The organism is Streptomyces sp. NPDC102258 (assembly GCF_055584685.1).
In genome coordinates this window covers 80974-93431 of sequence record NZ_JBVJLO010000012.1, presented here as the reverse complement: position 1 = coordinate 93431, position 12458 = coordinate 80974, and the positions used below count along the sequence as shown (strand labels likewise).

Genomic DNA, 12458 nt, shown 5'->3' with positions numbered 1-12458 from the left:
GCTCCCACAGGTCCGGACGGGGTACCAGGGGGTTCCCGGCCCGTCCCGCGTGGAAGGGTTCTGCCGCATGAATGACGAACGGGAACCCCACGCCTGGCGGGAGTGGCACGAGCAGCGGACCGCCACCGTCTCCGCCCCCTACGGACCGCTCGCGCTGACCGGTACCCACTGGCTCGCGGACTACCCGGATGGTCGAATTCCGGCCGTTCCGGGGCAGTGGCGCGCCACGGCGTCCGGGGTGGCGCTGAACGCCGCCGCCGGGGACGGCCTCGTGCTCGACGGCCGCCCCTTCGCCGGGGAGGCCGTCCTGGCTCCCGACGGGGGCGCGCCCGCCGGTTCCCGTACCGCCTCCGGCAGGCGGCGGTTCGTCGTCATCCGGCGCGAGGGGGAGTGGGCGCTGCGCGTCTTCGACCCCGACGCCCCGGCCCGCGCCGCCTTCCGGGGCGTCGAGGCGACCCCCTACGACCCGGCGTACGCGTTGCCGGGCCGTTTCCGCCCGTACGGTGAGCAGCGCACCGTGCAGGTGGAGAACGCCGACGGACGCGAGCGCGGGCTCGGCCTCGGCGGTGAGCTGACCTTCTCCCGGGCGGGGGAGGAACACACCCTCCGGGTGGCCGTGGACGAGGACGACGGCAGCCTCTGGGCCGTCTTCGCCGATGCCACGGCAGGCCGTTCGAGCTATCGCTTCCGCTTCCTGCGGCCGGGCGTGCCGGCTGCGGACGGCCGCATCACGGTGGACCTGAACCGGGCGCTGCTGCCGCCCTGTGCGTTCGCCGACCACTTCGTGTGCCCCTTTCCGCCACCGGGGAACACGCTGCCCTTCGAGGTCGCCGCGGGGGAGCGACGGCTGAAAGGCGCCCTTGCCGCCGATGACTGACCGACAGGACACTCCCGTCAGCGTCATCCGGCGGACTTGTCAGGGGCACGGCGAAAACGTACGGGGAACCCCGTACGTCCCGCCCCGCCCCGCTCCGCCGCTCACGGGCTCCGGCGCCCCCCACCCTGCCGGGCCCCCGACCCCCTTCCGGGAGGACGTGAAGTGAGGAACACCAAGATGAGCCGAGTCCGGCTGCTCGCCATTGCCGCCGGCCTGGCCGCCGTCGCCGGGCTCGCCGCGCCCACCGCCGCCAGTGCGGACGCCGGCGACGAGGGCTACAGTCCCGCCCGTCTCGCCGCCGCCGGGGCATCCGTCCTGCGCGCCGACGTCGCGGGCACGGCCTGGCAGACCGACCCCGCCACCGGGACCCTCGTGGTCACCGTCGACTCCACGGTCACCAAGGCCGACCTCGCCCGGATCCGCCACGAGGCCGGACCCGACGCCGGAGCCCTGCGCATCGAACGCACCCCCGGCAAACTGCGCAAGCTGCTCTCCGGCGGCGACGCCATCTACGCCAGCAGCTGGCGCTGCTCGCTCGGCTTCAACGTCCGCAGCGGCAGCAACTACTACATCCTCACCGCCGGACACTGCACCGACGGCGCGGGCACCTGGTGGACCAACTCCGCCCACACCAGCGTCATCGGCTCCACCGTCGGCTCCAGCTTCCCGACCAATGACTACGGCCTGATCAAGTACGCCAGCAACACGCCGGTCCCCTCCGGCACCGTCGGCAGCCAGGACATCACCAGCGCCGTCGACGCCACCACCGGCATGTCCGTCACCCGCCGCGGCTCCACCACCGGCATCCACGGCGGCACCGTCACCGGTCTCAACGCCACCGTCAACTACGGCAACGGCGACGTCGTCTACGGCATGATCAAGACCAACGTCTGCGCCGAACCCGGCGACAGCGGCGGCCCCCTCTACTCCGGCTCCCGCGCCGTCGGCCTCACCTCCGGCGGCAGCGGCAACTGCTCCTCGGGCGGAACCACCTACTTCCAGCCCGTCGTCGAAGCGCTGAACGCCTACGGCGTCAGCGTCTACTGACCCGCCCGGACCCCCCTCCACCCGGTCCGGCCGACCCGCGCGCCCCCGTCGGCCCCCTGGACGTCCTCCCGCCTTCTGGGAGGATGTCCAGGCAACCGGGTCCACGGGGGAGGCGGGTTCCGCATGCAGGCGTCCACATGAAGCGCATCGGAGTGACCGGCCACCGGTCCATCCCCGCCGAGGCCCTCGGCCACGTCGAAGAGGGACTGCGCACCGTACTGGACAGCCGCCAGGGTCCCCTGGAAGCCCTCTCCAGCCTCGCCGACGGAGCCGACCAGCTCTTCGCCGACATCGCCCTGCGGTGCGGCGCCGACCTCACCGTCGTGATTCCCAGCGGGGACTACGAGGACACCTTCGAGGACCCCGCCGCCCTGGCCCGCTACCGTCGGCTGCGCCACCGGGCCACCCAGGAGGTCCGGATGGCCTTCGCCCGCTCCACCGACGAGGCCTACTACGCGGCCGGCACCTACATCGCCGACTCCTGCGACCGGCTCGTCGCCGTCTGGGACGGCCTCCCGGCCCGCGGGCACGGCGGCACCGCCGAGATCGTCGCCTACGCCCGCGCCCTCGGCAAACCCGTCACCGTCCTGTGGCGCGAGGGCGTGACCCGCGACTGAGCCCCGCCCCGCCCCGCCGCGTACCGCCTCAACTGCTGTGCCGGGCCAGCCAGTCCGTGTGCTGCGGGGACACGTACCGCTCCGTCTCGTAGACCGCCGACGGCCACTGGTCCTCGGTGATCGTCGTCTGCATCACGACCATCATCGCCGACAGGTCCTGCTCGATCAGGGTGTGCGCCTCGATCAGCGGATGGTGGCGCCGCACCTCGTTCCAGGCGATCGCCGCCGCCGCGGCCGCGCTCAGCAACCCCGCCGGCAGCGGCCCCGTCCCCTCACCGAACGCCCCGACCAGCGCGAACAGCAGCGCCAGACAGGTCAGCAGCACGATCGTCCACGCCCACAGCGCCGTCGCCCGCCGCGAGCCCTCCGTCTTGCGCTGGTACCAGTTGCGCTGCTCGATCAGCCGGTCGCGGACGTACGTCTCCCGGCGCACCGCGTACTCCCGGCCGCGCAGCCGCTGCATCGCCCCCGTGATCTCCGCGCCCTCCGGCACCAGGCCCTCCGCACGGGGATCGCGCCAGCCCATCTTGCGCAGCTCGTCCAGCCCCTTCTCCAGCCTGGCCCGGTACGCTTCCCGCGCCCCGGCCGCCTCGCCGGCGAACGGCGCCCCGTGCACCGCGTACCGCCACGCCAGGGACTTGACGAACTCCGCCGCGCTGCGGTTGAGCTGCCACTGCGGCCGGGCCCGGCGCCGGGTCGCCCGTACGCCCACGGCCAGCACCCCCGCGTACGCCAGCGCGCTGAGCGCCCCGAACACGTGCAGCGAGCCCACGGCCGGACCGGCCGGCAGGGCGGCGGCCCCCGCGGCGGCGACCAGCAGCAGCAGCTGGGCGCGCGTCGCCTGGGTGGACTCCCGCTGCCGGGAGACCGCCGCCCGGTCGGTGTGGTGGAAGAGGGCCGGCAGGTCCTCGTTGCGAAAGGTCGTGCTGTCGCTCACAGCGCCCCCTGATGTCGGGTGGCTGGCGGCGGGGACCCCACGGCCGCGGGGCCCGCCGCCCGCCGTCGGATCACACCGCGAGCGGCTCCAGGTCCCGGTGGACCCGCCGCTCGTCCCGGGCGTACCGGGTCAGACCGTGCTCTTCCCCGAGGAGGCGGGCCAGCTCCGCGACCGTCTCCGCCCGTACCCGGGCCGCCTCCTCCTTACGGCCCAGCATGTCCAGGCTGACCGCCATGTTGGAGGCGCTCGCCAGGGTCTCGGGGTGGTGCGTCCCGAGCACCTCGCGCAGCCGCCGCACCGCGGTCCGCTCCAGCGCCAGGGCGCCCTCCGGATCACCGAGGTCGGCCAGGGCGTTGGCCAGGTTCAGGTGCGCGAACACCGTGTGCGGGTGGTCGTCGCCCAGCACCTCGCGCATGCCGGCGATCGTTTGGCGCAGCATCGGCTCCGCCGTCTCCGGCGCGCCGGTGCCCCAGTGGAAGACCGCCAGGTTGTTGGCGGCCGCCAGGGTGTACGGGTGCTTCTCGCCCGGCACCTTCACGTACTCGTCCACCACCTCCTGCGCCAGGTCCCGGGCCGCGCCCGCGTCACCCGTCGCGAACAGGTCCGCGGCCAGGTTCAGCTCGCAGGCCAGCAGGTCCGGATTGACCGCGGTGTACTTGGCCCGGTACCGGTTGCGGGTCGCCGTCGTCAGCCGCAGCGCGTCCTCCAGCTCGCCCGCCCGCCGCAGCGACACCGCCAGGTTCTTCGCCGCCGCCAGGGTGCCCGGGAAGGCCCGGCCGAGCGTGCGCTTGTAGATGTCGTACGTCCGGCTCAGCAACTGCACCGAATCGTCGTAGCGGCCCACCTCGCGCAGGTCCCGGGCCAGGTTCTGCGCCGAGGACAGCGTGTACGGGTGGTCCGGGCCCAGCACCTCGGTGCGCCGGTCGAAGACCTCCTGGTCGATCTCCCGGGCCCGGGCGTACTGGCCGACCATGCGCAGGTTGAGCGCCAGGTTGTTCGCGGCGGCCAGGGTGCGCGGATGCGCCTCGTGGAAGATCTGCCCGAAGCCCTCGTGCGCCGCCGTCGCCAGCTCCATCGCCTCCCCGTAACGGCCCATCGCCCCCAGGTCCATCGCGAGACCGCTGGTGGTCATGTACGTGTGGGGGTGCGAGGGGCCCAGGGCCGTGCGCTGCCGCTCCAGGGTGACCTCGTCCAGCTCCTTCGCCTCCACGAACCGGCCCTGCGAGCGCAGGATGTTCGAGAGGTGGAAGCGCAGGTACAGGTACTGCAGGTCGTCGTTGCCGAGGGTCTCCTTCCAGGTCTCGCGCAGCTCCTCGCCCAGCGTGTACGCCGCCTTGAAGTCGCCGCGCTTCCACAGGTAGCGCACCCGGTCGATGAGCAGCCGGCGGGTCTCCGGCTCCTTGCAGAAGCGGGCCTCCGAGGGGCTCAGGTGCGGCCAGATCGTGTTGAAGCGGGGCCAGGTCGCCGGGTTGTCTATCGGCTCGTCGTCATCGGGCCGGGCCCCCGCCAGGATCCGGTGCACCGCGTGCCGCGCCTCGCGCTGCTCCTCCTCGCTCAGCTGCGCCCGGATCACGGCCTGCACCAGCCGGTGCACCTGGATGCTGTTGCCGACCTGGTCCACCTTGGCCATCGCGAACCGGCCGATCTCCCGGATCACCCGGCCCAGCACCAGCTTCTCCTGGAGGGAGGGGTCGTACGGCTTGAGCGCGTCGATCATCTCCTTGCTGTACAGCAGGTTCGCCGAGATCGGCTCCGGTGCGAAGAACGCGCACAGCTGGAGCAGCCGCACGGCGGCCGGAGAGCGGGACTGGAGCCGTTCGATCGACACGTTCCAGGTGGCCGCCACCGGCTCCGGATAGCCGGGCGGCTGGTTCAGGGCCAGCACCCGCGCGGCCTGCCGGCCCAGCTGCTCCAGGTACGCGGACACCGGCGTGGCCGTCTCCGCGATCCACGCCCCCGCCTGCTCGACGGCGAGCGGCAGGTCGCCCACCGCCACGGCCACCTGCTCGGCGTCCTCCTTGGTCAGTCCCGGGGCCCGGCGCTGGAGGTGCTCGATGGACTCCTCGCGCAGGAAGACGTCCACCGGCAGCGCGTCCCCGTACTGCGACCAGGACTGGTTGCGGGAGGTGACCAGCACGTGCCCCGGACCGCCCGGCGGGAAGAACCGCTTGAGGGTCTCCGGGTCGTCGGCGTTGTCGAAGACCAGCAGCCACCGCGAGGTGGGCATCCCGCGCCGCAGCAGGTCGATCGCCTCCTGGGAGGCGGCCGACATGTCCTCGCCGGTCTGCGCGCCGAGCCGGACGGCCAGCTCCGCGAGGGCGGCGACCACGTCGTCGGTCTGCTCCGAGGAGATCCACCAGACCAGGTCGTAGTCGGCCATGAACCGGTGCACGTACTCCAGCGCCACCTGCGTCTTGCCGACGCCGCCGAGCCCGTACAGCGTCTGCGGCTGCGGCAGCACCACCGCCATGCCGCCGCCGAGCTGGTCGCGCATCCGCTCCAGGACGATGCCGCGCCCGGTGAAGCCGGGGTTGCGGGGCGGCGCGTTCCAGATCTTCGGGACGGTCCCCGGGAAGCGGGGGCCGGGCCGGGAGGCGCTCGCGACGCTGTCGGGCAGGGCCGCCGGGCGTTCCACGGCGCGCAGCAGGGCGGTGGTGGCGTGCACCTCGTCCAGGCGGAACAGGTCGACCGGGTTGCGGTCGATGTAGGGGGTCGCCAGGCGTACGTCGCCCACCCGCAGCGGCACCAGCCGGCGGCGGCCCCCGGTCGGGTCCTCGGCGGCGGCGCGGTTCCACACGTCCACGGCGCGGTCCGACTTGAGGTAGGCGCTGGAGAGCAGCACCACGGTCCGGGCGGCGGTGTCGACACCGAGCCCAGCCCCCAGCGTGTCCCCGGGGGCGGCGCCGGGGGAGCGTTCGGCTGAGACGTCGCGGGGGACGACCCGGAAGCCGGCCCGGGTGAGGACCGATTCGACCCAGTCGGCCCACATCCGGTTCTCGGCGACGTAGGAGAGGAACAGGTCGGCGGGCAGGGCCGGGCGGCGCCGGGTGAAGGCGTCCCTGATCCGCAGCCGGACCTCCTCGCCGACGGCCGGCATGGAGGTGATCTCGCCGCCGGTGACCACCGTGGTGAGCCGTTCGAAGGCGGACAGCAGGGAATTGGTGAGCCCGGCCTCGTCGCCGAAGGTGGCCAGGGTCTCCTCGTAGGCGTAGTAGGGGCGGTACGGGATCTCCACCGCGCCCCAGTAGGCGCTGAGTTCGTCGCCGACGAGGCCGCCCGGGAAACGGTCGAACTTCAGCCGGGCCAGGGCGCGGCCCGCGTCGGCCTTCTCCTTCTCGCCCTCGTCGATGCGCATCGGCACCGGGTAGATGGTGATGCCCCGGTCGTTGAACCGCTCGTCGATCTGGCGGGCGACGGAGGCGGCGCCGTCGATGGACTGGTCGGAGAGGGTGAAGCAGTCGACCAGGACGTCGGGGAGGTGGACGGTGCAGATGTCGGCGATGTCGGAGAGGCCGGTGCGGCTGTCGATCAGGACGTAGTCGTAGTTCCGCTTCATGTCGGCCCGCAGGGCGTCGAAGAAGAGGCCGCCGCCGAGCCGGTCGTAGAAGTTGTCCCAGTCGAAGGTGGACACGGTCGCCGAGTACTCGCGGTTCTGCCGGCCCGCCGAGACGAAGTCGAGGGTGCCGCCGTCCGGGAACTCCCAGCCGAGGGTCTCCGGGGTGAGGGAGACGGCGTGCGGCTGGATCCGGGCGTAGTCCTTGTGCCAGTCGTCGGCGCGCTGCACCGGGCTGGTGGCCGCCCAGGCGTACTCGCTGATCAGGTCGATGACGCCGGTGGTGGCTCCGAGGGTGGAGGGGTCCAGGAAGGGGTGGAAGAAGCGGTGCAGGCCGGGCGCCTCCAGGTCCCAGTCCACGGCGAGGACCCGCTTGCCGTTGGCGGCGAGGATCCAGGCGGTGTTGGCCAGCGCCATCGTGCGGCCCGTTCCGCCCTTGTAGGAATAGAAGGTGACGATGCGTCCGTCTCGGCTGTCACGACTCGCTGTCATCCGCGTCCCCCCGGTGATCGGTGTCGGTGCTGTCGGTTGGTGCGTCTGGCGCGTCTGACGTGTCGGGCGCGTCTGGCGTGTCGGGGCCGCCAGGGCCGCGAGGGCCCTCGGGGCCCTGCCGCACGGAGGGCGGGAAGGGGGCGGGTGGCGGAAACGGCGGGTCGCCCGTCCCCATCGGCCCCAGCAGTCGCGGGCGTTCGGTGGTGGCGTTCCCGGCCGGCAGGTACACCTGCGCGTGTCTGAGGAACTGCTGCGCGGCCGCCTCGACCACCTGCGGCAGGATCTGCCCGAGGGTCTCCATGTTCGCCACCCCGTTGGCCGCGGCCCGGCAGGCGGCCCGGCCCTGGCCCATCTTGACCGGCAGGGTCTCCTCCAGCCGCCGCGCGAGTTCCGCCTCCCGGGCCCGGCCCTGGTGGTCGTAGCGGTTCCACGGCACGACCACGTTGATCCACGGGCGGTGTTCCTGGTCGAAGGCCGCCAGCCGGCGGCGGCGCTGCTCGTCCTCCACCGCCCAGCGGTCGACGATCAGGATCTCCGGCCGGGTCGGCGGCTGCTTGCTGTCGAAGTGCCCGGACTCGTCCTCGAAGGAGGACATCGTGGTCCGGTAGTCGAGGTTCCTGACCAGTTCCTCCGCCACGTACGCGACGGGCCGCTGGGCGACCGGATGGTACGGGTTCCACTCCAGGGCGCTCTCCCCGTAGTACTCGGGGCTGCGGCCCTCCGGCAGGTCGTGCCGGGAGGCGGCGGCGACGGTCACGTGCAGGGTCCGCGCCGGGCCCGGGGCGCCGCCACCGCCCCCGTGCCGGCCGCCCGCGGGGCCGAAGGCGCTGGGCACCAGCCGGTAGTCGAGCGGGCGGACCGGATCGAGGCGGACCGTCTCGGCGACCTTGACGATCCGCCGGGCCAGTTCGTAGACGGCCTGCTCGTACTGGTCGGCGTACCCGCGGAGTTTGATCAGCCCGTACAGCCCGTCGGTGACGTAGCGCTCGCCGAAGGTGGCATGGTTGAACTGCAACCGCTCGGCCGGGCCGGGCAGTTGAGCGGGCGGTACCGGCACCCACAGCGCCGGGACGATGGCCTCGGCCCGCTGGTCGCCCTCCCTGACCGCGCCGTGCTGGATGGCGCGCTGCGCGAAGGCGAACCATTCCCTGCCGCACATCTCACTGGCGAAATAGCGCGGTGAGAACAGGGGGACGAAGACCCGGCAGGTGGCGAGCGCCGCCCCGAGCCGCTCCGACCAGCCCTCGCCGCTGCGTATCTCCCGGTCCATGAAGCCCGCCTCGGAGCCGGCGGGCAGGTCCGTCAGCGCCATGATGTGGTTGCAGAGGTCACGGAACAGCCGCTCCACCCACATGTCGGGATCGGGTCCGCCGGGTCCGAACCTCGGTGTATGCGCATAACTGAGAAAAAAATACGGCTGCACTGATGCGGGCACACGACCCCCGTCCCGAAGATGCGAGCGAAGAAACATCATTCCGGAGCTGCTTCGCCACATCCCCTCGTCGTTCAGTCAATCAGCGTCTGTTTTCGGTCATCCAGCCAACGGCGTGATCGACGGCGTCGGGAAGGGAGAAGAGCACGGCGGGCGCGCCTCCCACCCGCCCCCGGCGCAGCAGGGAGGCGGGGAATGTCCTGCCGATCTCCGCGAAATCCCCGTCGTCCAGCCTGACGTCCTCGTACGAGGTCCAGACGCCCTCTCGTCCTCCCCCTCGCGGACCCCCCGGAAGGTTCACCTTCACCACACAGTCGTACATGCGCAAGGGGGGCTTCGGAATTCGATACTCCGCGAGATGGAAAGCGGTGCAGACCGAAAATCCCACATTGATCATGAGTACCTGTCCCCCCTCCCAGCACATTTTTCCCAGCGGGGAGTCCTCGCCCAGATGGCATTCCATCCGGTGCTCCGCGCACAGCCGGTGCGCGTCCGCCCCGAGCGCCGCGAAGGAGGTCTGCGGGTGGGCGCTGCGGGCCGCCCCCGGGGTGGTGCGGACCGTCTCGGCCAGGACGCCCATGTCCTGGCACGGGGTGCGCGCCGGGTCGAAGGCGGGCATGCGGGCGCGGAACTCCTTGACCTCCGCCTCCGGCAGGTCCGCGATCCGGGCCAGGTGGGAGGTGGAGGTGAGGGAGTTCGCCGTGGTGAACGCCGGGACCATCAGAGTGCCTTCGGGGCCCAGCACCCCGCGCAGGGCGTCGCGCAGCGTCTCGGCGCGCAGGCCGGTCCCGCCCAGGGCGCTGTGCACCAGCAGCCGCTGCCGGGGGCGCACGCCGAGCAGCCGCAGCTGTACCGCCAGTGCGAGGGCCCCGACGGGCCGGCCCGGTAACGACCGCCCGTGCGGCGGCGGCGCCGGGCCGTCGGGTCCGCCCGGAGCGGGCCGGGGCGGGGCGCTCACGCGTACGCCGCCTTCAGTTCCCAGCGCAGCTCCTCCACCAGCCGCTTGCCCGACACCGTCAGCTCGGCCGCCTCCGCGAGCCGGTCCAGGGCGCGGTGGATGCGGTCCGCCCCGTCGGGCTCGTGCGGGGCCGTGGCCCGCCGGTACGCCTCCACCGCGATCCGCTCGTGCACGTCGGCCAGCAGCCGCGACACCGGGACCGGGCGGGTGCGCCACGGCGAGGGGTGCTGCCAGGCCCCGTCCAGCGCGTACAGGTCGGCCACCTCGGTCAGCGCCCGCAGCCGGGCCCGCCGCCACCCGGTCAGCAGGGCCAGCGCGGTCTCCCCTACCCCGGCCGCGTACGGCACCCCGAGCGCCCCCGGGCCGTGCCGGCCGGCCTCGCCCCAGCCCCCGGCGCGCGGACCGCCGGCCAGCGGGGTCAGGGTGCTCAGCCCGGCGGCGGCCGCCCGCGCGAACACCGGGACCGTGCGGTGCAGCAGCGCCCACGCCGCGTCCAGCCGGCCGCGCCACTCGTCGGCCTCCCCGGCACCGAGCCGCAGCCGGGGCGGACGGGCGAAGCAGGTGCGGTACGGGTCCAGGTCCTCCAGTGCCACCGGGTCCGCGTCCGGCCCGGGCGACCAGCTCCGTACGGGCAGCCAGCGCGCGTCCCCCGCCGCCGGGCCGAAGCGGTGCTCGCTGCGCCCGTCCCGTGCCGCGTACCCCTCGCCGGTGTGGCGCAGCGTGGCCCGGCCCTCCGTGCCGGGCTCCCCGAGCCGCAGCAGCCCCAGCGTCGGCAGGTACACCTCGCCGTCCCGGTAGGCCACCTCGGCCGGCAGCTCCAGGGCGCCGCGCAGCACGGCGGCCGCCGCCAGCGCGGCCAGCCTGCGCGCCGCGCCGGGCCGGTCCGCGCGCCCCTCCCGCAGAGCCTCCAGCGCCTCCAGCACCCAGGTACGGGTGAACGGGTGGTCCAGTACGCGGTCCAGCGCGTCCGCGCCCGCCTCTCCGGCCCCCTCCACCGCGGCCAGCAGCTCCCAGGACCGCGCCCAGTCGGGGTCCCCGGCGAGCTCGGTGTGCAGCCGGGCCAGCAGGACCCGGGTCAGCTCCTCGTGGGCCCGGTCGAGCGCGCCGGCGTCGGCCAGCTCGGGGGCGGTGTGCCGGGCGGCGGTGCGCCCCTCCACCCCGTCGACCAGTTCACGCAGGTCGGAGCAGTAGACGGAGGGGTTGTCGAAGCCGTTGGACTCGGCGTAACGGTGGGTGTAGAGCCCGCCGCCGCACGAACGTACGACGGGGCAGCGGCGGCACGTACCGCTGACGCCCGCCAGTCCCAGCTGCCGGGCCCGTACCCCCGGATGGGCGGCGACCAGGTCGAAGGAGTGGTCGAAGACGTTGAACCCGGTGGCGGGGGCCCCCTCGTACGCGCTCTTGAGGGAGTCGGCCTGCTCCAGCGTCCCGTCGGTCTCGACGACCACCAGGTCGGCCGGCGCGAGCCCCAGGGACTCCGTCAGGCCGGGCCCGCCGCGCAGGGTGGACTCCAGGGACTCGAAGAGCCGTACGGGGACCGGCCGCCCCAGCAGCTCCCAGCGGTCGAAGACCCGCAGCAGCCAGCGGGCGTACGCGTCGGGCGCGCCGTCGGGGCGGACCGGCGGGGTCTGCCAGGTTGCGTGGGGGAGCAGGAAGTCCACCCGGGGCGGCGCCAGTTCGACCAGGGCGTCCAGGACGGCGACGGGGTCGTTGGCCACGTCCACGGTGCACAGGAGGCCCTGGTAGAGGTGGCGGTAGGGCTCCGAGCGGAGCAGGGCCACGGCGGCGAGCACCAGGGGATGGCTCGTACGGCCGTCCGCGAAGCGGCGGTGGCGGTCGTTGGCCGCCCGGTCCCCGTCGAGGGAGACGCCCACCCGGACGCCGTACTCGGCGAAGAGGTCCAGGTAACGACGGTCGAGCTGGAGGCCGTTGGTGTGGATCCGCAGGTCGAGGTCCGCGACGCCGGAGAGGGCGCGGGTGAACTCCTCGCACACCAGCCGTAGTCGTCCGGGACCCGCCAGCAGGGGTTCCCCTCCGTGGAGGATCACCGTGACGGAGGGGAGTGCATGGTCACGGGCATGTTCGGCGAGGCGCGACGCGGTCTGGGAAACGACCCCGGGGGAGATCGCCTTCGGCCGGGCCCGCCAGCTCTGGTCCGCGTGTTCGTAGACGTAGCAATGATCACAAGCGAGATCGCATCTGCTGTGAACCTTCAGGACGATCTCGCGAAATGCGATCAGGCCGGTCATTCCGCCAGTCTAGGGCGCGTACTTCTCTATCAGAGCGCGGAGTTGAAGATCGGTGCCTGAACGTGACGGCCGGATTCCGTGGGAAGGACCCGGGCGAGCGCCGCCGCGGCCGAAGCGCTACGGACGTCGATCTGCGCGAGCGGGACCCGGCGGTCCTTGACCGTGCTGGTCGGGGGGGTTGCGGAAGTGTTCACGACACCGTCCTCGGGGAGGCCATGTGAAACGGGGGGAATGGCACCAGCGCGTCGCTGCTGTCAAGCGTGGACTTTACCCGGCCACACCCCATTGGCAACCGG

9 protein-coding genes are annotated in these 12458 nt (G+C 73.2%); 3 read left to right on the top strand and 6 right to left on the bottom strand.

Annotated elements, in window-relative coordinates:
* Positions 1-67: 67 nt before the first annotated feature.
* The 3 genes from ACZ6ZT_RS21275 to ACZ6ZT_RS21265 all read left to right on the top strand — a co-directional run bounded on the left by ACZ6ZT_RS21275 (position 68) and on the right by ACZ6ZT_RS21265 (position 2541).
* Positions 68-877 carry a DUF1684 domain-containing protein gene (locus ACZ6ZT_RS21275; RefSeq protein WP_469721180.1) on the top strand — a complete coding sequence of 270 codons (810 nt, stop codon included), beginning with the start codon at positions 68-70 and terminating at the stop codon, positions 875-877.
* Between the two features lie 177 nt (positions 878-1054).
* Positions 1055-1924, top strand: coding sequence for a S1 family peptidase (locus ACZ6ZT_RS21270; RefSeq protein ID WP_469721178.1), 870 nt, complete (start codon positions 1055-1057; stop codon positions 1922-1924).
* A 137-nt stretch (positions 1925-2061) separates the two neighbouring features.
* On the top strand, positions 2062-2541 hold the full coding sequence (locus ACZ6ZT_RS21265) for a hypothetical protein (protein WP_469721176.1): 480 nt from the start codon (positions 2062-2064) through the stop codon (positions 2539-2541).
* 28 nt (positions 2542-2569) lie between these two features.
* Here ACZ6ZT_RS21265 and ACZ6ZT_RS21260 read toward each other — a convergent pair whose 3' ends face one another.
* From ACZ6ZT_RS21260 to fxsA, 6 genes are all read right to left on the bottom strand, one after another.
* Positions 2570-3478, bottom strand: a complete 909-nt coding sequence (locus ACZ6ZT_RS21260) for a DUF4231 domain-containing protein (RefSeq protein WP_469721174.1) — start codon at positions 3476-3478, stop codon at positions 2570-2572.
* 70 nt (positions 3479-3548) lie between these two features.
* Entirely contained in the window at positions 3549-7523 is a 3975-nt protein-coding gene (gene fxsT / locus ACZ6ZT_RS21255; RefSeq protein WP_469721172.1) for an FxSxx-COOH system tetratricopeptide repeat protein, read from the bottom strand.
* Positions 7507-8994: a TIR-like protein FxsC gene (locus tag ACZ6ZT_RS21250; RefSeq protein WP_469721413.1), complete on the bottom strand. Its 1488-nt coding sequence runs from the start codon at positions 8992-8994 to the stop codon at positions 7507-7509. The genes fxsT and ACZ6ZT_RS21250 overlap by 17 nt, the downstream gene beginning before the upstream one ends.
* A gap of 43 nt (positions 8995-9037) precedes the next feature.
* Complete coding sequence (locus ACZ6ZT_RS21245; protein WP_469721171.1) at positions 9038-9913, bottom strand: AAC(3) family N-acetyltransferase; 876 nt, start codon at positions 9911-9913, stop codon at positions 9038-9040.
* Positions 9910-12162 (bottom strand): radical SAM/SPASM protein FxsBH, inactivated beta-hydroxylase extension form, encoded by a 2253-nt coding sequence (gene fxsBH / locus ACZ6ZT_RS21240; protein WP_469721169.1) that lies wholly within the window; start codon positions 12160-12162, stop codon positions 9910-9912. Before fxsBH ends, ACZ6ZT_RS21245 begins: the two co-directional genes overlap by 4 nt.
* Before the next feature lie 29 nt (positions 12163-12191).
* Positions 12192-12356 carry an FxSxx-COOH cyclophane-containing RiPP peptide gene (gene fxsA, locus ACZ6ZT_RS21235; protein WP_469721167.1) on the bottom strand — a complete coding sequence of 55 codons (165 nt, stop codon included), beginning with the start codon at positions 12354-12356 and terminating at the stop codon, positions 12192-12194.
* Positions 12357-12458: the final 102 nt, after the last annotated feature.

Coding starts and splice junctions, on each gene's coding strand:
- ACZ6ZT_RS21275 (WP_469721180.1), top strand. CDS start 68: ATGAATGACGAACGGGAACCCCACGCCTGGCGGGAGTGGCACGAGCAG.
- ACZ6ZT_RS21270 (WP_469721178.1), top strand. CDS start 1,055: ATGAGCCGAGTCCGGCTGCTCGCCATTGCCGCCGGCCTGGCCGCCGTC.
- ACZ6ZT_RS21265 (WP_469721176.1), top strand. CDS start 2,062: ATGAAGCGCATCGGAGTGACCGGCCACCGGTCCATCCCCGCCGAGGCC.
- fxsT (WP_469721172.1), bottom strand. CDS start 7,523: ATGACAGCGAGTCGTGACAGCCGAGACGGACGCATCGTCACCTTCTAT.
- ACZ6ZT_RS21250 (WP_469721413.1), bottom strand. CDS start 8,994: ATGTTTCTTCGCTCGCATCTTCGGGACGGGGGTCGTGTGCCCGCATCA.
- fxsBH (WP_469721169.1), bottom strand. CDS start 12,162: ATGACCGGCCTGATCGCATTTCGCGAGATCGTCCTGAAGGTTCACAGC.